The following is a 20,885-nucleotide window of genomic DNA, read 5'->3' on the forward strand; positions in this document are numbered from 1 at the left end:
GCGTCAGAGGCAATAGTTGGGCGCAGGCCGCAGATCAGGCGGCGGCGCGGTACTCTTCTTCCGCTTCGAGGTTGATCACCGAGGTGGCAAGCTCGGTCAGCGTGTGATCGGTCGCCTCTTCCTCGTCCAGCGTCTCCTGGAGCAGCCTCGCCGCGTCCGGCATGCCGAGCTCCTCGGCCCAGGTGCGCAGTGTGCCGTAACGGGAGATCTCGTAGTGCTCGACGGCCTGAGCCGCGGCGAGCAGGCCGGCGTCGAGGGCAGGGGCGTTCTTGAACTCCTTCATGATCTCGGCGCCCTCGTCGGTGATGCCGTTGATCGCCTCGCACGGCTTGCCGCGGGCGGGCTTACCCAGCATCTTGAAGACCTGGTCGAGACGTTTGACCTGACCCTGGGTCTCGCGCAGATGCTTGTTGAAGGCCGCCGCAAGGTCCTTCGAATGCGCGGCCTTGGCCATCTTCGGCAATGTCTTGATGATCTTGTTCTCGGCGAAATAGATGTCCTTCAGCGTCTCCAGGAACAGGTCGCTCAGCATCTTGGGCGCCTGACGCGGGCGGCGCGATGCGGTCTTCTGCTTGGTTGCACGTTTCTTTGCTCGTTTAGCCATAGATCCTCCTCATGAGGCGACACGGGAAGGCATGCCCTTCCTCAATCCTCACGCGATCAAGAGTCGTGATGAGCAAATGTTCCTCGCGAAGGCCTTCGCGAGCCGCTATGGCTTGCGCCTCGCCCATCCGGGACCCCTTCCATGATCGACTTCGCCCTGTCCGCCTTCGTGACGCTGTTGCTGGTGGTCGATCCCGTTGGCCTCGCGCCGGCCTTCCTGGCTGCGACAGGGGGCATGCCCGACAAGGTCAAGCGCACGGCTGCGCTGCGCGCGCCGCTGATCGCGGCCTCGATACTCGTCGTGATCGCGCTGGCCGGAAACTGGCTGCTGCGCCAGCTCGGGATCGGCATCCCCGCCTTCCAGATCGCCGGCGGACTGCTGCTGTTCGGCGTGTCCTACCAGATGATCTTCGGCGACCGGCCGCATCGCGAGGCCCGAGAGGCCGACAAGGCAACATCGGAACACGCGTCCGATGTCGCGGTGTTCCCGCTGGCCATCCCGATGATGGCCGGCCCCGGCGCGATCGCGACCACGCTGCTGCTTTCAGGCGATGCCGGCTACGGGGGCAAGCTCGCCATCATCATTACGATCGTTCTGGCGGTGTGCCTGCTCTGCATGCTGTGCTTTGTCTCGGCTCACCTGATCGCCCGCACGCTGGGGCGTATCGGAAATGCCGTGCTCTCGCGCGTGCTCGGCATGCTGCTCGCGGCCTATTCGGTGCAGTTCGTGATCAACGGCATTGCGGCCGTTAAAGTGAGCTTTTCCTGAGCCTGCGACAATCTGCTAATATGCTGATTTTACAATTGGTTTCTCGATGTAACGGTACAGCCGGCAGGACCGTGCCTAATCCGGTCCGCTTTCTCTTGCACTGCCATATTGCTTTGACGTACTTCGGGTCTAACAAGCGCCCATCGCCAAGAAATCGAGAAGAAATCGAGAAGAAACTGAGATGTCGATGACAGCGGACGAGCTCGCCAAGAGACAGGCCATCATCGACGCCTGCCGCCGCATGAATGCGCTCGGCATCAACCAGGGCACATCGGGCAATATCAGCGTCCGGCATGCGGACGGGCTCCTGGTTACGCCGACCAGCGTGCCCTATGAGGCCATGACGCCCGACCAGATCGTGTTCATGAGGATGGACGGCGCGCATGCGCCCGATCAGAAGCCATCCAGCGAGTGGCGCTTCCACCGCGACATCTTGAAGTCGCGCGAGGAGGTCAACGCCGTCGTCCACGCCCATCCGACCTATTGCACCATCCTGGCGATCATGGGCATGGCGATCCCGCCCGTGCACTACATGATTGCGGCCGCCGGCGGCGACAGCATCCGCTGCGCGCCCTATGCCACGTTCGGAACGGCGGAGCTGTCCGAACATGCGGTGCGGGCGCTCGCGGGCCGGCTCGCCTGCCTGCTCGACCATCACGGCATGATCGCGATCGGCAAGACGCTGGACAAGGCGATGTGGCTCGCCGTCGAGGTCGAGACTCTGGCGCGGCAGTATCACGGCTGTCTCCAGATCGGACAACCACCGCTGCTGTCGAGCGAGGAGATCGAGCGGGTTCGCCAGCGCATGGCCGGCTACGGCCTGTCGGAAGGGTAGGGCGGACAGACAGTGTTCGTGCGGCTCAGACATATCGTCGATCGCAAGGGGACGAACCGCACCATGGTTCGGCTCCGGGCGCTCTTGCGCAGCAACGAGTTCTACCTGATCCCGCTGGCGCTGGTGATCGGCACGCTGGCCGGCGCCATCGTGACGCTGATGGCGGAGATCGCGCAGATCGCGCATGTCGTGATCTATGGCATTCCCGTCGACGTCCGCCTGTCCGCCAATGCGCGGGTCAGTCCCTGGGCGGCGCTGCTCGCGCCGGCGCTCGGCGGATTGGCGCTCGGCATCATGGAATGGTCGCGCCGGCGCATGAAGATCTCGAACGCGGTCGACCCGATCGAAGCCAATGCCCTTCGCGGCGGCAATCTCTCGATGCGCGACAGCGTGGTGGTGTCGAGCCAGACGCTGATCTCCAACGGCTGCGGCGCCTCGGTCGGCCTCGAGGCCGGCTATACCCAGATCGGCTCGGGCATCGCCTCGCTGCTCGGCAAGTTCTTCAACCTGCGCCGCAACGATCTGCGCCTGATGGTCGGTTGCGGCGCCGCCGCGGCGATCGCAGCGGCATTCGGCGCGCCGATCACCGGCGCCTTCTACGCCTGCGAGCTGATCGTCGGCGTCTATTCGGTCGGCAGCGCCGCGCCGATCCTGGCGGCCTCGCTCGCCGGCGCGCTGACCGCGCAATGGCTCGGCGGCGCGCCGTACTCCATCGAAATCCCCAAGGTCAGCTCGGTCGGCATCGAGCAGTATCTGGCATTGATCGGGCTCGCCCTCGTCACCAGCGGCGTCGGCATCGCCGTGATGCGCTCCTCCTCGACGTTCGAGCGCCTGTTCAAATGGCTGCCGGTCTGGCTGCGCCCGGTGATCGGCGGCCTGATCGTCGGCTGCTTTGCGATCCTCACGCCGCAGGTGCTGGCGGCCGGCCACGGCGCCATGGTGCTCGATCTGTTTCACGACATGACCATCGGCCTGATCGCGCTGATCATCGGCGTGAAGGTGACGGCCTGCCTGATCTCGCTCGCGTCGGGCTTCCGCGGCGGCCTGTTCTTCGCCTCCCTGTTCGTCGGCAGCCTGATCGGAAAATTCTTCGCCGCGTTGCTGCTGCTGGTCAGTCCGAACTTCGTGATCGATCCGCTGGTCGCGATGCTGACGGGCATGGCGACGCTCGGGGTCGCCATCGTCGGCGGCCCCCTCACCATGTCGTTCCTCGTGCTCGAGATGACCCGCAATGTCGACGTCACCGCCGTGGTGTTGGCGGGCTGCATCGTCACCTCGATCTGCGTCCGCTTCATGTTTGGACATTCCTTCTCGACCTGGCGCCTGCATCTGCGCGGCGAGACCATCCGCAGTGCCAACGACGTCGGCTGGCTGCGCAACCTTACTGTAGAGCGGCTGATGCGCTCCGATGTCGGCAAGGTGCCGTCGACCACGACGATCGCAGCCGTCCGCCGCGAATTCGCGCTCGGCTCGCGGCCGGGTATCGTCATCGTCAACAATGCTGACGAATATGTCGGCCTCGTGCTGTTGCCTGACCTGTTCTCCAGCGACCTCGACACTATCGCCGACGACATCCAGGTGATCGAGCTCGCTCGCCTGATCGACATCGTGCTGATCCCGGAAATGAACGTGAAGTCGGCGATGGCGGTGTTCGACGAGGCGGAAGCCGAGATGCTGGCGGTGGTCGATTCCACCGATAGCCGTAAGGTGGTTGGTTTCCTCACCGAGACCTTCACCCGCCGCCGCTATGTCGAGGAGATCGACAAGGCTACGCGCGGCGTGCTGGGGGCGCTGTCGTAAGGGTCTGCGGCCTCTGGGTCGAGAGAGGTATTGGAGGAGGGCCATGGCACCCGCAGTCGCCTCTGAATTTCCTTGAAGACGTCTTGCTTTGGACAAACCGCGTCAGCGATGATCGGGGCAAGCAAATGCGACGGACGCCTTCGGGCGACATTGGGCTGGGAAGGGGAGCGCCAATGAACTCCGTAACGACACCGATCGAGCCGCCTTATGAGCTGTCCGCGCGCATGGACGCACAGCTCACGCATACCTTCGCGAAAATCAAGAGCGTGGATGACGAGATCGCGCGCGCCAACGAGCAGCTTGCCCGGCTGGAGCGCGATGCCGTGCGCACTCGCCCGCGGCGTGGCAGGCCAGCGCTGCGCGGCCTCGCCGGTCTCGGGCTGGCTGCAGGGATCGGCATCGCAGCCTTCGTCTCGCAATCATCCCACGGTGATACGGTCAGGCAGATGATCGCAGGTTGGGCGCCGTTGCACGCTGCGACGTCGTCGCAGTTGCAAGCAGGGCCGGTGCGCGAAGCCGAGACGAGCCCGATTGCTCAATTGGCCGAGGCATCGCCGCAACCGGCATCTGCCGCCGAAACCATACCGGAGGTCGTCGCGCCAACCGGCAGCACGCTCCCGCCGGAGTTGACCGAATTGCTGCAGAAGCTCGCGAGCGATCTCGCAAACGTGCAGCAAGGCATCGATCAGCTCAATGCGAGCCAAGCGCAACTGAAAGCAAATCAGGAGCAAATGTCGCTCGACAATCTCAAGCTTGCTGATGAGTTGAAAGCAGGCCAGGAACAAATGGCGCGGCTCGTCGCCAAGATCCCTGAAGACAGGGCATCTGAAAGCAAGGCGTCGGATAACAAGAGGCCCGAGATCGCCGGGAAAACGACCGACCGGTCGAACGCGGGGCAGAAGACGAGCGCAGCACCAGTGCCTGCGCCACGTCCGGCTGCGGCTCATACGCCCAAGCCGGCGCCGGCAACGTCGTCGCCGCATGCCGCGGTGCGACGGGCGCCCCCGGTCCAGCTGCAATCGGCGCGACAATAGTCGCGATCGATACGGGCCCGTAGTCGCGGCCACATTCACGGCAACGATCGCCCCACATCGATGGTGCCGACGCCGCCGAGAACTCCGCCGGCATCGCGCCGAGTAAGACGACGGTCATGCCGCTTTCGAATTCGCCGAGCCGCACCAGCGCGACGCGGACCACGCCGATGATCGTATGGCGCCCATCGATCCAAGGTGTCGAGTCATCATGGAAGCGGGACGGCGTGCTTCATGCGCGCCGCCCGCGTCCGGCTATCGGCCTGGTTGAGATGGCGCTGCCACGAGGCAGGCTACGATCCGGCGGACCAGTGGCAGCACCATCAGCAACGTAGGAAAGGCGACCAGCCATGATAGCGCCCAGGCGCCCGGCCAGGTCGCCAGGAACGCCGGCGTTGCGCCGAGGCTCCGCAGCGTCGAAATGACTGACACCACGGCCGTCATGAGGACGGACAGCACGAATGGCATCACGATCGGCGCATAGCGCGCCGGTAGTTTGCGAACCGCAATCATCTGATTTCTCTTGGGGAAAAAGACGCGTCAGTCACGTTGAACCCATTAAAATGGCATCGATCCCGACGGCGTCGGTTGATGCGTTGGTTCACGTAAACGCTTACGGCGACCGCAAAACGGCGCGGCTGTTCATTATCCGCTCAGGTTGAGTGGTGCAAGCTGGATCAGGTGGTTCGGTTTACAATCGGTCAAAGCGTGGCAGATTGCCGCGATCCTGAAACCATTTCAGTGGTTTGCGGGTTAGGTCACGTTTGAATTTTTTTTGGCGAGAACAGAGGACGCTCAAGATGAGCAATCGACCCGTCAGTTCCAGGTTTGGGCGCACCGCTGCGCTGGCCGCGTTCGCAAGCCTCGCCCTGGCTGTGGCTTCGGTATCGCCGTCGGTTGCGGCGTCCCCTGTCGCGGCCAAGACCTTGCGCACCACCGCCGCGGCAGGTCCGGCCTCGTCCAATGCCACCGATTTCAGTGCAGCCCGACGCCATCGTTATTATCGACGCGGGCCGAGCGCCGCAGGTCTCGCCTTCATGGGCGTGGCGGCAGGTCTGATCGGAGGCGCGATCGCCGAGAGCCGGCGCCAGGAGTACTACGACAACTATTACTATGGCCCGCGTCCTTACTACGGCGGCCCGGGCTATTATGGCGGCGGTCCTTATTACGGCCCGCGCTACTATCCCTATTAGGTGACCGGTTTCGCAAAAAGGGCCGGTGCCTTGCACCGCCCTTTTTTGTTGCTTCCGGCATCCCGGGATGCCGCGGTTGATGATGCTGTGTCGCTCGTCCGTCAAGCGGCGCAGCCAAAAATATTTAGATTTGCCGAAATTCGGATTTGTCGTATATGTTGCCCATCCCGGCTCATCCTTGAGGGGCGATCATGCGGTCGTCAGGGATGACGGATCCGGCGCCGACGATGTTCGAGCTGGCGCTCTACACTTCCGGCAAATCACCGTCCCGCTGGTGCCGACATCGCGCCGTTGGCGTAGCGCGACCAGTCGGGTTCGGTCGGCTGCGAGGGCCACATCGCCGCGTTGGAGTTACGCACCGACTGGGTGATGGGGGCGGGATGCGCCTTGCGGACGTGGTGGCGGTCACTTGCCGCTGCGGTCTGGATGGTGGCCGCGGCAATCAAGGTGGCGCCGAAAATGGCGAAAGATTTTTGCATGTCGTTTCTCCCGTGACGACGCTCCGGCAGTGGTGTCTTGTGTGTTCGTCGTCGCCGCTGACATGGCGATGCGCCTTTCCGAATATCAGCGGCGCCGCCTTCACGTTGGAGCGAGCAAATTTTTTGGTCCCGGCTAAATATTCGGCAATCGCGCCCGTGACGCGGTGGACTTGCCCGCCGCAATCCGGTTCAATGGGTCGAATTCGGTTTCCAGGCGACAACGATGTCGAGATATCTGCTGGTCCTGTTGTTGATGGCCTCGCCGGCGGCCGCGCAGGTCAAATTGACCCCGACGGCCACGGCTGCGCATCCGGACCCCTGCGCTCCGATCGGGCGCACCGCGGACCGCAAGCTGGTCTACTCCATGAAATGCGAGAACCTTCCGGCACCGCCCGCGCCACCGCCGCAGGCGGAACTGAAGGAGGCGCCGCCGCCTGTCACTGAGGCGGAGCCGGAGGCGCGGCGGAGCGGCATTTTCGGCTGGTCCTACGACCGCCGGTGACGGCGCCCGCCACTTGCGCGAAGGCCCATGGAATGCTCTTTGCTTGGAAGTTCCCGTGGGGCCATCGCCCCCGACCCAGAGAGATGAGATGAGCAAACTCGTTATCCGCGCCGGCGACTTCACCTTCGATGCCCGCTTCGAGGAGCAATTGGCGCCCAAGACCGTCGCCGCATTCCGCAAGGCGCTGCCGTTCGAAAGCCACATCATCCATGTGCGCTGGAGCGGCGAGGGCGTGTGGATGCCGCTCGGCGATCTCGATTTCGGTGTCGGCTACGAGAACCACACCAGCTATCCGGCGCCTGGCCAGATCATCCTCTATCCCGGCGGCATCAGCGAGACCGAGATCCTGCTCGCCTATGGCGGCGTGCATTTCGCCAGCAAGATGGGCCAGCTCGCCGGCAACCATTTCATCACGCTGATCTCGGGCCTCGAGAATCTCGCGACCCTCGGCAAGAGCGTGCTGTGGAAGGGCGCGCTGCCGATCCGCTTCGAGGAAGTCTGAGTGACTGACGCCCGCTACCCGCGCGATCTCCGCGGTTACGGCCGCAACCCGCCGCACCCGCAATGGCCTGGCGATGCGCGGGTCGCGGTGCAGTTCGTCGTCAATTTCGAGGAAGGCGGCGAGAACAACATTTTGCACGGCGACCGCGCATCGGAAGCGTTCCTGTCCGACGTGCTCGGCGCGCAGCCCTGGCCAGGCCAGCGCCACGCCAACATCGAATCGATGTTCGAGTACGGCTCGCGCGCCGGCTTCTGGCGGCTGTGGCGGATGTTCAATGAGCGAAAGTGGCCGACCACCGTGTTCGGCGTCGCCACCGCGCTGAAGCGCAATCCCGAGATTGTTGCGGCGATGAAGGAGTCCGGCTGGGACATCGCCAGCCACAGCCTGAAATGGATCGAGCACAAGGACATGACCGAGGCGCAGGAGCGCGCCGAGATCGCCGAGTCCATTCGCGTCCACACCGAGGCGACCGGCTCGCGGCCGCTCGGCTGGTACACCGGCCGCTCCTCGATCAACACCAACCGCCTGCTGGTGGAGGAAGGTGGCTTCCTCTATCTCTGCGACTCCTATGCGGACGACCTGCCCTACTGGGTCAAGGGCGGAGGCGGCAAGCAGCTCATCATTCCCTATACGCTAGATGCCAACGACATGCGGTTCATCAACCCGCAAGGTTTTGCCGAAGGCGAGCAATTCTTCACCTATTTGAGGGACGCTTTCGACGTACTCTACGCCGAAGGCGGGATTGCACCAAAAATGATGTCGGTGGGGCTCCACTGCCGTCTCGCCGGCCGGCCCGGCCGCGCCGCGGGGCTGATCCGCTTCCTGGATTACATCGGCAAGCATGAGCGCGTCTGGGTGCCGACCCGGCTCCAGATCGCGCAGCACTGGCACGACAAGCACGCGCATCTCGCGGCCGACGCGTTCGAGATCGGGTGAGAGGACGATGCCGCAGATCTCGCTCGCCGATCTCAATGCTGCAAGCAAAGCCGATTTCGTCGCCGCGCTCGCCAACGTCGTCGAGTATTCGCCGTGGATTGCGGAGAAGCTTGCCGAGCAGCGGCCTTTCACCGGCATCAACCAGTTGCACACGGCGCTGATGGCGGCGATCCAGAGCGCCGAGCCTGACGCGCAGCTCGCGCTGATCCGCGCGCATCCCGATCTCGCCAACAAGACCCAGCGCGCCGCGGGCCTGACGGCGGAATCGACCGACGAGCAGAACAGCGCCGGCCTCGACCGGTTGTCGGACGCCGAATACGCGGCGTTCGAGCGCGTCAACAGCGCCTATCGCGACAAATTTGGCTTCCCCTACATCGTCTGCGTGCGCCGTCACACCAAGGATTCCGTGCTGCGCGATTTCGAGACGCGGCTGCTCAATATCGCCAAGACCGAGACGCGGCGTGCAATCGAGGAGATCGGCCGTATCTCGGCGCTGCGGCTCGATCAGCTCGTCGCTGCCGACGACAAGCTGAAGGTGCACGGCCGGCTCTCGACCCATGTGCTGGACAACCACGCCGGCAAGCCCGCGCCTGGAATTCCGGTCGAACTGGTCGAGCTAGCGAACCTCGGTGAGAGCCGCGTGATCGCGCGCACCGTAACCAATGCAGACGGCCGCACGGACCAGCCGCTGATCGGCGGCCGGCCGCTGCCGATCGGCCGCTACGAGCTCCGGTTCAGCGTCGCCAAATATTACGCCGCGCGTAACGTGCCGCTCACCGATCCGCCGTTCATCGACGAGATCCCGCTGCGCTTTGCGATCAGCGAGCCGGAAGGCTACTACCACGTGCCGTTGCTGGTCACGCCGTGGAGCTACTCGACCTATCGCGGCAGTTAGACATGCTGAGCGGATGAGGCGACCGTCGCGGCATCGGCCTCCGCCTGAGCGCCGCCGCTCAGGCCGTTGAGGAAGGCATTGAGCAGAACCGAAACGACGGCGCAGAGCAGGATGCCGGACTCCAGCAGCGGCTGGAGATCGTGCGGCAGATTCCGGAAGAAGCCGGGGGCGACGAGCGGGATCATGCCGAAGCCGATCGAGATTGCGACGATGAAGAGATTGTAGCGGTTGGTGCGGAAGTCGACCGAGGTGAGGATGCGCGCACCCGTCGCCGCCACCATGCCGAACATCACGAGTCCCGCGCCGCCGAGCACCACCAGCGGCACGGCCTCGACCAGTGTGGCGAGCTTCGGCAGCAGCCCGAGCACGAGCATGATGCAGCCGCCCGTGATCGTCACCCAGCGCGAGCGCACGCCGGTGACCGAGACCAGGCCGACATTCTGCGAGAACGAAGTGTAGGGAAAGGTGTTGAAGATGCCGCCGAGCAGCGTACCGACGCCGTCAGCGCGCAAACCACGACTGAGGGACTCGCGATCGATCGTTTTGCCGGTGATGTCGCCGAGCGCGAGGAACATGCCGAGTGACTCGATCATCACCACGATCATGACGACGCACATGGTGACGACAGGCACCAGATGGAATTGCGGCATGCCGAAGCGAAAGGGGATCACCATCGCGCCCCAGGATGCGGCGGCGACCTTGTCGAAATGCATCACGCCCAAAATGCTCGCGAGCACGGCACCGGCGATGATGCCGAGCAGCACCGAGACGTTGGCGAGGAAGCCGGAGCCCCATTTGATCAGGGCGAGGATGAAGAGCAGCACGAACAGCGAGATGCCGAGGCCCTGCAGTTGCCCATAGGCCGGATTGGGAAAGCTGCCGGCGACGCCGTCGACCACCCTGGTCAGCGTCGGCAGGCCGCCGCCGGCCCAGTTGATGCCGACCCGCATCAGGGAGATGCCGATGATGAGAATGATGGTGCCGGTGACGACGGGCGGAAACAGCGGCAGCAGCCGGCTGACGAACGGGGCGACGGTGATGCCGAACAGGCCGGCCGCGATGACGGAGCCATAGATGCCGAGCAGGCCGATATCGGGCGCCGCCGCCATCGACAGCATGGGCCCGACGGAAGCGAAGGTCACGCCCATCATCACGGGCAGGCGAATGCCGACGCCGGGGAAGCCGAGGCATTGCACCAGCGTCGCGAGCCCGCAGGCGAACAGATCGGCGCTGATGAGGAAGGCCACGTCCTCCGGCGGCAGCTTCAGCGCGCGTCCGATGATCAAGGGCACCGCGACCGCGCCGGCATACATCACCAGCACATGCTGGAGCCCGAGTGCGAGGAGACGAGAGACCGGCAGAACCTCGTCGACGGGATGCCGTTCGCTGGTCATGCATCATTCCCCTGAAATATGCCTATCCAAACTTCTCGAGCAGCGCCGGAAACAGCCGGTCCGGCTTGAACGGCGGCGCGGTGAAGCGGATGCCGGTGGCATCGGCGATGGCGTTGCCGAGCGCGGCCGCGACGGGATTATAGGGACTCTCGCTCATCGACTTCGCACCGAGGGGCCCGATGGTGTCGGATGTGTCGGCGAAGAAGACCTCCGTGCGCGGCACGTCGGCAAAGGACGGCAGGTGATAGTCGCGGAATTTCGGGTTGGTGACGCGCCCCTCGGCGTCGATCACCATCTCCTCGTAGAGCGCGGCGCCAAGCGCCTGCGCCACGCCGCCTTCGACCTGACCGCGGCACTGCATGGGATTGGCGACGACGCCCGCGTCCGCAGCCTGCACGCTGCGCAGAATCCTGAGCTCGCCAGTGCCCTTGTTCACGGCGACGCGAAAGCCCTGCACGTTGAAGCCGACCGAGCGCGGCGTGCCGCCGGAATTGCCGGTAGCGGCGAACGGCTGGCCGCGTTCGCGCGCGAGCGTCGCAAGCTCCGTGAAGGGCATGCGCCGCACGCCGCTGACGACCGCCTCGTCGTCGAGCGTGCAGCTCGCGATGTCGCAGAGCCACGCGTCGGCGGCTGCGGCTTTCAGCTCTGTCGCAAGCTGCGAGGCGGCGGCGTGCGTGGCCTTGCCCGCGACGAAGGTGCCGGCACTGCCATAGGCGCCGGTGTCGTGGCCGCCATGGGCGGTGTCGGACTGGCGCAGGCGGATGCGGTCGACGGTGGTCGCAAGGATCGTCGCGGCGATCTGGCGGTGCACGGTGCTGGTGCCGTTGCCGAACTCGGCGGTGCCGACGGTGAGGTCGAAGCCGCCATCGTTGTTGAGCGCGATCATGGCATCGGCGATGTGGCCGGCCGGCGGGACCGTGTCGATCATGGTCAGCGCGACGCCGTCGCCGATCAGCCATTCCGGGGATAGCTCCGGCTGCGAACCATTGGGCTGCATCGCGCGCTCGACGAGGTCGATGCACTGGTCAAGCCCGTAGGAGCCATAGAGCACGTCGTGGAATTCGGACGGCGGGGGCGACAGCATGGGATCGCCCGGCTTGACGACGTTGCGCCGGCGCATGTCGTAGGAGCTTATGCCGAGCTGCCTGGCCAATTCGTCGATCGCGGCTTCGATGGCGATCTGCGTCTGCGGCAGGCCATAGCCGCGAAACGCGCCCGCCGGCACCGTGTTGGTGTAGATGGCGTAGCCGTCGACCCGCTTGTTCGGGCAATTGTAGACGGCGATCGACTCGGACAGCGAGTGGAACATCACGGGGCCGGCGTGATTGCCGTAAGCGCCGGTGTTGGAGAGCACCTCGAGCTGAAGCGCGGTCAGCCGGCCGTCGGCATCGGCGCCGGCCTTGATGTGGACCCGCATCGGGTGCCGCGTCGAGGTCGCGATGAACTGCTCCTCGCGCGTCAACTCCAGCTTCACCGGACGTCCCGTCCTGAGCGCAGCAAGCGCCAGAATGTCCTCGACGAACATCTCCTGCTTGCCGCCAAACCCGCCGCCGACGCGCTCGCAGAACACGCGGACCTTGTCCATGGGAAGCTGGAAGATGTCGGACAGCGCGCGGCGGGTCAAGAACGGCACCTGCGTCGAGGTGCGGACATTGAGCACGCCCGCGGCATCGAGCCAGGCGAGGCCGCCATGTGTCTCCAGCGCGGCATGCTGCACGCGGTGACTGTGGAAGGTGGCCTCATAGGTGGCGGCGGAGGTGGCGAGTGCTGCGGCGACGTCGCCGAATTCGCCATGCGTCTCCGCCGCAAGATTGCGCTGGGGATTGGCGATGCGGTTCGCGGTGGTGCGGTCAGGATGAAGGACGGGCGCGCCCGGCGCCATCGCCTGCTCGGGATCGATCAGCGCCGGCAGGATGTCGTAATCGACCTTGATCCGGCGGCACGCCTCCTCGGCGGCGGCCTCGCTCTCGGCCACGACCGCAGCAACCCTCTGGCCGATGAAGCGGACGACGTCATCGAGGATGCGGGTGTCCTCGGGATCCATCCAGTCCTTCTCATGCCGAGCGGTCGAGATCAGGACCGACGGCGCATCCTCGTGCGTCAGCACCGCGTGCACGCCGGTGACGCGCAGTGCCTCCGACGTGTCGATCGCGACGATCCTGGCATGCGCATGCGGCGAGCGCAGCAGCTTGATATGCAGCAGGCCCGCGATGGCAGTGTCGAACGTGTAGCACGCCTTGCCGCGCACGACGTCCGGGCCGGCGGGCGCCGGAAGGCTGCGGCCGAACGCAGCGCCGGCCTCGACGCTGTCCTCGACATTGGTCTTGCCGAGCAGCGCGTCCTCGATGGACCGATAGCCGGTGCAGCGGCAGATATTGCCCTTGAGCGCCGATCCAAGATCGGTGCGCTGCGCCTGGTTCAGCGAGGCGCAGGTCAGGATCATGCCGGCGGTGCAGAAGCCGCATTGAAAGCCCTGCGCGTCGAGGAAGGCCTGCTGCATCGGATGCGCGCCATGATCGCCGCCGAGACCTTCAATCGTGGTGACGGCACGCCCTTCGGCGCGGAACGCAGGGATCAGGCAGCTATGCACGGGCTCGCCGTCGAGCAGCACGGTGCAGGCGCCGCAATCGCCGGCATCGCAGCCCTTTTTCACGCCGAAATGCCCGAGCTCGCGCAGGAACGTCCGCAGGCACTGGCCCGCGCGCGGCTCATCCGAAAAGACCTTGCCGTTGATCTCGAAACTCATGACGGCGTTGCCCCCAAGAGTTCGGCGCGTATCTCCTCGGCAAGCCGTAGCGTCATGTGCTTGCGCCAGAGCGGCTTGCCGTGGATGTCGGTGTGGTACAAATCATCCGTGATCTGCTGGGCGATCACCTCGCGAAGCGCGCTGGCGGCCGGGGCCTTGGAGAAGGATAGCTGGATCGGTCGCACCGTCGATGCCGTGACCGTCAGCGTCAGCGTGCCGTCGGCATCGAGGCTGCCGATCAGAAGCGCCGCCGAACGGCCGACCGGCGCCAGCGATATTTGACGAAACGCGGTGCGGCGCCTCAGCGCGGCGAGCGGGATGTTGATCTGCCGTATGAGGTCACCTGGCGTCAGCCGATTACGCTGGTTGCCAAGGACAAAATCGACCACAGCGATCTTCTGCTCGCCGCCGCCGGCCTTCCAGATGGTGCAGACGCCGTCGAGCGCCGAGGTGAGCGAGATCATCGGTCCGGCCGGCAGCGACATGCAGAGATTGCCGCCGACCGTTGCCGTCTTCCAGATCTTGAACGAAGCAAGGAAGGCGCGGCAGCACTGGCCGATCAGCGGCGCCGCTAGCCAGTCCGGTGGGCAGGCGAAACCATCGAGCTGCGCCACGGTGCAGGTGGCCGCAATGGAGAGATGGCTGTCTGTGATCGTCAGCGCCGGCCATTTCAGGTCAGTGAGGTCGATCAGCCGCCGCAGGTGGATTTGCGGCTCCGAGAACAGCCAGGTGCCGCCCGCGAGCCAGGCATCGCCTGCCGTCCAGGCGGGCAACTGCGCGCGCGTTTGCGGATGGGCGACCGTCGTGATGGTATTCAAATCCATGGCTGTGCCAGCGCTTTCGCCCGATGAATCGTGGGATGAGTCTTGCAAGACCGGAGCCAAGTCGCAACAAACAAGTCGCGGCAGAACGGCGTTTGGGCACTTGGCCGCATTGGGTGCCCGTCGCGCGAATGTGAGGAGAGGTGAGATCATGAGCGACGCAAAGCCGATCTGGGTCAGGGATCCCCTCGCTATCCTCGCCGACGGCGCCGAGCGCGGGATCGTGGTGAGGGATGGCCGGATCGTCGAGCTCGTCCCCACCGGCGGCGCGCCGGCGACGGCCGACGTCGTGGTGTTCGAGGCGGGCGAGCATGTCGTGCTGCCGGGGTTGATCAACACGCATCATCATTTCTATCAGACGCTGACGCGGGCGCTGCCGGCGGCGATGGACCGAGAGCTGTTTCCCTGGCTCAAGGCGCTCTATCCGGTGTGGGCGAAGCTCACGCCGGAGCGGCTCGAGCTCGGCGTCACCGTGGCGATGTCCGAATTGCTGCTGTCCGGCTGCACCACGACGACAGATCATCACTATGTGTTTCCGGCCGGCCTGGAAGACGCCGTCGATATTGAAGTCGGCGTCGCGACGCGGCTCGGGATGCGCGTGTTGCTGACGCGCGGCTCGATGAACCTGTCGCAGCGCGACGGCGGCCTGCCGCCTGATAGCGTCGTGCAGGACGAGGATACGATCCTGGCCGACAGCGCCCGCGTGGTCGCAAAACATCATCAGCGCGGCGCGGATGCGATGGTGCAGATTGCGCTGGCGCCATGTTCGCCGTTCTCGGTGACGACGTCGCTGATGCGCGCGACCGCCGATCTCGCGGACAAGCTCGACGTGCGCTTGCACACCCACCTCGCCGAGACCGAGGACGAGAACAAGTTCTGCCAGCAGATGTATGGCTGCCGTCCGCTCGACTACCTCGAGCAATGCGGCTGGCTCAATGCGCGCACATGGCTCGCCCATGGTATCTTTTTCAATGACGCGGAGATGAAGCGGCTCGGCAAGGCCAGGACGACCATCAGTCACTGCGCGTGCAGCAACCAGATTCTGGCCTCCGGCTGCTGTCCCGTGTGCGACATGGAGGAAGCCGGTGTCCAGATCGGACTCGGTGTCGACGGTTCGGCCTCGAACGACGGATCGAATCTGATGCAGGAGGTGCGCGCGGCGTTCCTGCTGCAACGCGCCCGCTATGGCGTGAGCAAGGTCAGCCACAAGGATGCGCTGCGCTGGGCCACAAGGGGCTCGGCGGCCTGCGTCGGCCGGCCGGAACTCGGAGAGATCGCTGTCGGCAAGGCCGCGGATCTGGCGCTGTTCAAGCTCGACGAATTACGCTTCTCGGGCCACGGCGATCCCTTGGCCGCGCTGGTGCTGTGCGGAGCGCATCGCGCCGACCGGGTCATGGTGGCGGGACAATGGGCGGTGGTCGACGGGGCGATCCCGGGCCTTGATGTCGCCGATCTCATCCGCCGCCACAGTTCGGCGGCGCGGGCCATGCAGGCGGGATGATCGAGGCAGAATAGATGGAGGGGGCGACCACAAGTGCCGGGTGCTTCTGGCCACCCCCTCCGAACCTCCTCCGGGAGGAGCAGGTGATTTAGTCAATGCAAGAAGCGTGCTACTTGCCCGGCAGCTTGTCGTCGATGCCCTTCACGTAGAAATTCATGCCGAGGATCTGGCCGTCGTCGAGGTGATCGCCGCCTTTGCACTCGATCGGCTTGCCGTCCTGCCCAACGACCGGGCACTTGAACGGGTGCAGCTTGCCCGCGGTGATCGCGGTCTGGGCATCCTCGGCCATTTTCTTCACGTCGTCAGGCATGTTGGTGTAAGGCGCCATCGCGAACATGTGGCTGTCGAGGCCGCCCCAGCTGTCCTCGGACTTCCAGGTTCCGGCGAGCTCGGCCTTGACACGCTCGATGTAGTAGGGGCCCCAGGTATCCAGGATCGAGGTCAGCTGGGTCTTGGGACCGAACTTGATCATCTCGGAATCCTGCCCGAAGGCGAGCTTGCCGCGTTCGCTGGCAATCTGCATCGCCGCTGGCGAATCCGTGTGCTGCATGATCACGTCGGCGCCCTGATCGATCAGCGCCTTGGCGGCATCGGCCTCCTTGCCCGGATCGAACCAGGTGTTGGCCCAGATGACCTTGACCTTGATGTTCGGGTTGATGGTCTGCGCCGCCAGGATCGTCGCATTGATGCCGGAGACGACCTCCGGAATCGGGAACGAGCCGATATAGCCGAGCACGTCCGACTTCGACATCTTGGCCGCGATCAGGCCCTGGATGTAGCGGCCCTGATACCATTTGGCCGAGTAGGTCGACATGTTCGGGTTGCGCTTGTAGCCGGTGGCGTGCTCGAAATGCACGTTCGGATATTTCTTGGCGACCTTCAGCGTCGGGTCCATGTAGCCGAACGACGTCGTGAAGATCAGCTTGTTGCCGGCGCGGACGAGCTGCTCGATGGCGCGCTCGGCGTCGGGGCCTTCGGGCACGTTCTCCAGATAGGTGGTCTCGATCTTGTCGCCGAGCTCCTTCACCAGCGCCTGGCGTGCCAGCTCGTGCTGGTAGGTCCAGCCTAAGTCACCGATCGGACCCAGATAGATGAAGCCGACTTTCAGCTTGTCGGCGGCGGAGGCCGCGCTGACGCTTCCGGCAAGCAACAGTCCGGCAGCCAGCGCAAGAAGTGATTTCCTCATCATCGATCTCCAAACATCAGGGGAAAGCCACGATCCGCAAGGTGCGCGCCCCATCGCGCACCTCGCGGAAAAAACATCAGCGGTCAGGCACGAACACTGTGCCGAGGGCGGCCGGCGCGGTCGAGCCGCCGGTGCGCGCGCGGGACAACAGAACCAGGACGATGACGGTTGCAAGGTATGGCAGCGCCGACATGAACTGCGAGGGAATGCCGACGCCCCAGCCCTGCGCATGCAGTTGCAGGATCGTCACCGCGCCGAACAGATAAGCGCCGATGACGAGCCGGCCGGGCCGCCAGGACGAGAACACGACCAGCGCCAGCGCGATCCAGCCGCGGCCCGCGGTCATGCCGGGAATGAAGAACGGCGTGTAGGCGAGCGGCAGATAGGCGCCGGCAAGACCTGCGCAGGCGCCGCCGAACATCACGGCGAAGGTGCGAATGCGCAGCACCGGATAGCCGAGCGCATGTGCCGAGACGTGATTGTCGCCACAGGCGCGCAGGATCAATCCCGCCCGCGTGCGATACAGGAACCACCAGACGCCGATGATGAGCGCGATGGAGAAATAGACGAAGGCGTCCTCGCCGAACAGCACGCGGCCGATGAGCGGAATGTCGCTGAGGCCGGGAAGATGCAGATGCGCGGCCGGCGTGATGCGCTCGCCGACGAAGCCGGCGCCGATCAGGCCGGAGAGTCCGATGCCGAGGATGGTCAATGCCAGTCCCGTCGCGACCTGGTTGACCGCGAGTCCGAGCGCCATCAGCGCGAAGATCAGCGACATCAGCGTGCCCGCAACGATGCCGAACAGTGCGCCGACCAGAATCGACCCGGTCAGCCAAGCGCCGGCAAAGCCGCAGGCCGCGCCGACGATCATCATGCCCTCGACGCCGAGATTGAGCACGCCGGAGCGCTCGGTCACGAGCTCGCCGGTCGCCGCGATCAGCAGCGGCGTCGATGCGGCGAGCACCGAGAGGATGATGGCTTCAACCAGCTCCACGGGCCACCTGTCGGTTCGGGAAGACCAGCTTGAAGCGGTAGAGGATGAGGGAATCGCAGGCGAGCACGTAGAACAGCAAAATGCCCTGGAAAACCTTGGTGACATCCAACGGGATCTTCATCGCGATCTGTGCCTGCTCGCCGCCGATAAAGGTCAGCGCGAGGAAAAGGCCTGCAATTAATATTCCAAGCGGGTTCAGCCGGCCGAGGAAGGCGACGATGATCGCGGTAAAGCCGTAGCCGGGCGAGATGCCGGGCTGGAGATGCCCGACGGGACCGGCGACCTCGATGATGCCGGCAAGCCCCGCCAGCGCGCCCGAGACCGCGAAGGTCAGGATGACCAGCTGGTTGGCGTTGAACCCGCCGAACCGGGCAGCGCGGGGCGCGGCACCCACGACGCGAATTTCGAAACCCTTGATGGTGCGCCCGAGCAGGATCGCGGCAGCCGCGACGACGAGCAGGGCGATGATCGAGCCGAGGTGCAGGCGGCCGCCTTCAATCAGCAGCGGAACGGTCGCGACCGGATCGAACTCGGCGGTGGTCGGGAAATTGAAGCCGTGCGGATCGCGCCAGGGGCCGCGCACGAGATAGTCGAGGAGGAGATCGGCGACATAGACCAGCATCAGGCTGGTCAGGATCTCACTGGCGCCGAACTTGACCTTGCAGATCGCCGGGATCAGCGCATAGAGCGCGCCTGCGCCGGCTGCGAGCACGAGCATGGCCGGCAATACCCAGGCTCCCGCGTCGGTGCCCTGTGTCTTCACGGCGATCCAGCTTCCGGCGACGGCACCGATCAGGAATTGACCTTCGGCGCCGATGTTCCAGGCATTGGCGAGATAGCAGAGCGACAGCCCGATTGCGATCATCACCAGCGGCGTCGCCTTCACGGCGATCTCCTGAAGCGAATAGCCGTCGGTGAGCGGAGCGATGAAATAGGCGTGCAGGGCGAGCAGCGGATTCTTGCCGAGGATCGCAAACAGGATGACCATGGTTGCGATCGTCAGCCCGATCGCGATCAACGGCGAGACCAGCGCGATCGTGTTGGACCGCTCGGAGCGCTTCTCAAGCACCAGCTGCATGCGCGGCCTCCTTCGGCTCGAGGCTGCTGCCGCCCATGAGAAGGCCGAGCTTTTCGCGGGTTGCTTCGCTGGTGGCAAGCGGCGCGGAGAGCCGGCCATGGAACATCACGGCGATGCGGTCGGCGATCTCCGCGAGCTCGTCGAGATCCTGGCTGGTCACGAGCACGGCGGCGCCTGCGGTCGCGAGATCAAGCAGCGCCTGGCGGATCACGGCGGCCGCGCCGGCGTCGACGCCCCAGGTCGGCTGGCTCACCACCAGCACCGCCGGGTTGCGCAGGATCTCGCGTCCGACGATGAACTTTTGCAGATTGCCGCCGGAGAGGCTCGCGGCCTCGGGATCGCGCTTGGCCTTGCGGACGTCAAACGTCTCCGTCGCGCGATCGACGGTGTTCAGCGTGGCCGCGGTGTCGATGAAGCCGTGATGGACCATGCCACTGGCGGCATGCCCGGTGAGCAGCGCGTTCTCCGACAGTTTCATGCGTGGCGCGGTGCCGTGGCCGAGCCGCTCCTCGGGCACGAAGGCGGCGCCGAGCTTGCGCCGCTGCGTGATCGAGAGGTGGCCGGCGGCGATGCCTTCGATCACCACCGTCCCGGGGTCCTTCGACAGGCGTTCACCGGACAGCGCGGCGAACAGCTCGTCCTGGCCGTTTCCGGCGACGCCGGCGATGCCGAGGATCTCGCCGCCCTTCAGCTCGAACGAGATGTGCTCGAGCCGCACACCGTGCGCCTCGCCTGGGGCGAGCGAGAGATCGTTGATGACGAGCCGCGGCACGGTGGTCTTCCGGCCCGCGGGCGCCTTCACCTGCTTGATCTCGCCGCCGACCATCATGCGCGCGAGCGAGGCGGCGGTCTCGAGCCTGGGATTGCAGGTCTCGACCTTCCTGCCGCCGCGCAGGATCGTGGCGGTGTCGCAGAGCCGCTTCACCTCCTCGAGCTTGTGGCTGATGTAGAGGATGGCGCGGCCTTCCGCCTTGAGCCGCTCCAGTACGATGAAGAGCTGGTCAGCCTCCTGCGGTGTCAGCACCGCGGTAGGCTCGTCCAGGATCAGGAATTGCGGGTCCTGCATCAGCGCTCGGACGATCTCGATGCGCTGGCGTTCGCCGACCGACAATTGCCAGACCTCGCGTTTGGGATCGAGCGGCAGGCCGTAGGTCTTCGACACCTCCTCCAATCGCGCCGACATGTCCTTGAAGAATTCCCTGCCGTCGAGGCCGAGCGCGACGTTCTCGGCGACCGTGAGATTGTCGAACAGCGAGAAGTGCTGGAACACCATGCCGATGCCGCGGCTGCGGGCTTCCGAAGGGCCGGACAGCACGAGTCGTTCGCCCCGCCAGCGAATCTCGCCGGCGCTGGGCTGGATCAATCCGTAGATCGCCTTGACCAGCGTCGATTTGCCGGCACCGTTCTCGCCCAGCAGGGCATGGATCTGCTTCGGCCAGATCTCGATGTCGATGGAATCGTTGGCGAGGAAATCGCCATAGCGCTTGGTGAGCCCGATCGTCTGGAGCAGAGGGGGCTCGCCGGAATGCGGGCTGGTAGGCGTCGGATCCAACATTCGCTGATGGGCTTGCATGGGATGGAGTGCCTCAATTGTGGGCTAGTTTGTGGCGCTGCGTAAGA

At 65.1% G+C, this 20,885-nt stretch carries 20 protein-coding genes; 10 read left to right on the plus strand and 10 right to left on the minus strand.

Translation table 11 applies throughout. From position 1 onward, the window contains the following. Positions 1-34: 34 nt before the first annotated feature. The gene (locus QA642_RS15295) at positions 35-604 is read right to left on the minus strand and encodes a ferritin-like domain-containing protein (RefSeq protein ID WP_283085389.1); all 570 of its coding nucleotides are present in this window, start codon (positions 602-604) and stop codon (positions 35-37) included. A 141-nt stretch (positions 605-745) separates the two neighbouring features. Here QA642_RS15295 and QA642_RS15300 point away from each other — a divergent pair, with 141 nt between their 5' ends. From QA642_RS15300 to QA642_RS15315, 4 genes are all read left to right on the plus strand, one after another. Further along, positions 746-1,372 carry a MarC family protein gene (locus tag QA642_RS15300; protein WP_283085390.1) on the plus strand — a complete coding sequence of 209 codons (627 nt, stop codon included), beginning with the start codon at positions 746-748 and terminating at the stop codon, positions 1,370-1,372. Positions 1,373-1,553: 181 nt separating this feature from the next. Continuing rightward, positions 1,554-2,207, plus strand: coding sequence for an L-fuculose-phosphate aldolase (locus QA642_RS15305; protein ID WP_283085391.1), 654 nt, complete (start codon positions 1,554-1,556; stop codon positions 2,205-2,207). 12 nt (positions 2,208-2,219) lie between these two features. Then, on the plus strand, positions 2,220-4,007 hold the full coding sequence (locus QA642_RS15310; RefSeq protein ID WP_283085392.1) for a chloride channel protein: 1,788 nt from the start codon (positions 2,220-2,222) through the stop codon (positions 4,005-4,007). A gap of 224 nt (positions 4,008-4,231) precedes the next feature. After that, positions 4,232-5,041 (plus strand): hypothetical protein, encoded by an 810-nt coding sequence (locus tag QA642_RS15315; protein WP_283085393.1) that lies wholly within the window; start codon positions 4,232-4,234, stop codon positions 5,039-5,041. 252 nt (positions 5,042-5,293) lie between these two features. On the opposite strand, the gene QA642_RS15320 is transcribed toward QA642_RS15315, so the two are convergent. Next, positions 5,294-5,551, minus strand: coding sequence for a DUF2798 domain-containing protein (locus tag QA642_RS15320; protein ID WP_283085394.1), 258 nt, complete (start codon positions 5,549-5,551; stop codon positions 5,294-5,296). A gap of 287 nt (positions 5,552-5,838) precedes the next feature. Between QA642_RS15320 and QA642_RS15325 the strand changes: the two genes are divergently transcribed. Then, the gene (locus tag QA642_RS15325; protein ID WP_283085395.1) at positions 5,839-6,231 is read left to right on the plus strand and encodes a hypothetical protein; all 393 of its coding nucleotides are present in this window, start codon (positions 5,839-5,841) and stop codon (positions 6,229-6,231) included. Between the two features lie 260 nt (positions 6,232-6,491). On the opposite strand, the gene QA642_RS15330 is transcribed toward QA642_RS15325, so the two are convergent. Further along, complete coding sequence (locus tag QA642_RS15330; protein ID WP_283085396.1) at positions 6,492-6,710, minus strand: hypothetical protein; 219 nt, start codon at positions 6,708-6,710, stop codon at positions 6,492-6,494. A 223-nt stretch (positions 6,711-6,933) separates the two neighbouring features. Between QA642_RS15330 and QA642_RS15335 the strand changes: the two genes are divergently transcribed. From QA642_RS15335 to uraD, 4 genes are all read left to right on the plus strand, one after another. Continuing rightward, a complete protein-coding gene (locus tag QA642_RS15335) occupies positions 6,934-7,212 on the plus strand; it encodes a hypothetical protein (RefSeq protein ID WP_283085397.1) in 279 nt (92 codons plus the stop codon). An 88-nt stretch (positions 7,213-7,300) separates the two neighbouring features. Further along, positions 7,301-7,714 carry a DUF3830 family protein gene (locus QA642_RS15340; RefSeq protein ID WP_038957608.1) on the plus strand — a complete coding sequence of 138 codons (414 nt, stop codon included), beginning with the start codon at positions 7,301-7,303 and terminating at the stop codon, positions 7,712-7,714. Then, positions 7,715-8,650: an allantoinase PuuE gene (gene puuE / locus QA642_RS15345; protein ID WP_283085398.1), complete on the plus strand. Its 936-nt coding sequence runs from the start codon at positions 7,715-7,717 to the stop codon at positions 8,648-8,650. 7 nt (positions 8,651-8,657) lie between these two features. Then, positions 8,658-9,545, plus strand: coding sequence for a 2-oxo-4-hydroxy-4-carboxy-5-ureidoimidazoline decarboxylase (gene uraD, locus QA642_RS15350; RefSeq protein ID WP_283085399.1), 888 nt, complete (start codon positions 8,658-8,660; stop codon positions 9,543-9,545). On the opposite strand, the gene QA642_RS15355 is transcribed toward uraD, so the two are convergent. Genes QA642_RS15355 through QA642_RS15365 form a run of 3 tightly spaced genes read right to left on the minus strand, consistent with a single transcriptional unit; the run spans position 9,542 to position 14,509 of the window. Then, positions 9,542-10,939 carry a nucleobase:cation symporter-2 family protein gene (locus tag QA642_RS15355; RefSeq protein WP_283085400.1) on the minus strand — a complete coding sequence of 466 codons (1,398 nt, stop codon included), beginning with the start codon at positions 10,937-10,939 and terminating at the stop codon, positions 9,542-9,544. The two genes, uraD and QA642_RS15355, sit on opposite strands and share 4 nt — an antisense overlap. 22 nt (positions 10,940-10,961) lie before the next feature. Beyond that, entirely contained in the window at positions 10,962-13,685 is a 2,724-nt protein-coding gene (locus tag QA642_RS15360) for a molybdopterin cofactor-binding domain-containing protein (RefSeq protein ID WP_283085401.1), read from the minus strand. Continuing rightward, complete coding sequence (locus QA642_RS15365) at positions 13,682-14,509, minus strand: FAD binding domain-containing protein (protein ID WP_283085402.1); 828 nt, start codon at positions 14,507-14,509, stop codon at positions 13,682-13,684. Before QA642_RS15365 ends, QA642_RS15360 begins: the two co-directional genes overlap by 4 nt. A gap of 148 nt (positions 14,510-14,657) precedes the next feature. On the opposite strand from QA642_RS15365, the gene QA642_RS15370 reads away from it, so the two are divergent. Then, positions 14,658-16,007 carry an 8-oxoguanine deaminase gene (locus QA642_RS15370; RefSeq protein WP_283085403.1) on the plus strand — a complete coding sequence of 450 codons (1,350 nt, stop codon included), beginning with the start codon at positions 14,658-14,660 and terminating at the stop codon, positions 16,005-16,007. Between the two features lie 109 nt (positions 16,008-16,116). Here the strand turns inward: QA642_RS15370 and QA642_RS15375 are convergent, their stop codons facing one another. From QA642_RS15375 to QA642_RS15390, 4 genes are all read right to left on the minus strand, one after another. After that, positions 16,117-17,193: a BMP family ABC transporter substrate-binding protein gene (locus tag QA642_RS15375; RefSeq protein ID WP_283085404.1), complete on the minus strand. Its 1,077-nt coding sequence runs from the start codon at positions 17,191-17,193 to the stop codon at positions 16,117-16,119. A gap of 76 nt (positions 17,194-17,269) precedes the next feature. Next, positions 17,270-18,187, minus strand: a complete 918-nt coding sequence (locus QA642_RS15380; protein ID WP_283085405.1) for an ABC transporter permease — start codon at positions 18,185-18,187, stop codon at positions 17,270-17,272. Further along, positions 18,174-19,265, minus strand: coding sequence for an ABC transporter permease (locus QA642_RS15385; protein WP_283085406.1), 1,092 nt, complete (start codon positions 19,263-19,265; stop codon positions 18,174-18,176). Before QA642_RS15385 ends, QA642_RS15380 begins: the two co-directional genes overlap by 14 nt. Further along, entirely contained in the window at positions 19,249-20,820 is a 1,572-nt protein-coding gene (locus QA642_RS15390) for an ABC transporter ATP-binding protein (protein WP_283085407.1), read from the minus strand. The genes QA642_RS15385 and QA642_RS15390 overlap by 17 nt, the downstream gene beginning before the upstream one ends. Positions 20,821-20,885: the final 65 nt, after the last annotated feature.

The sequence above is a fragment of the Bradyrhizobium sp. CB2312 genome (assembly GCF_029714425.1).
In the GTDB taxonomy this organism is placed as follows: Bacteria; Pseudomonadota; Alphaproteobacteria; order Rhizobiales; family Xanthobacteraceae; genus Bradyrhizobium.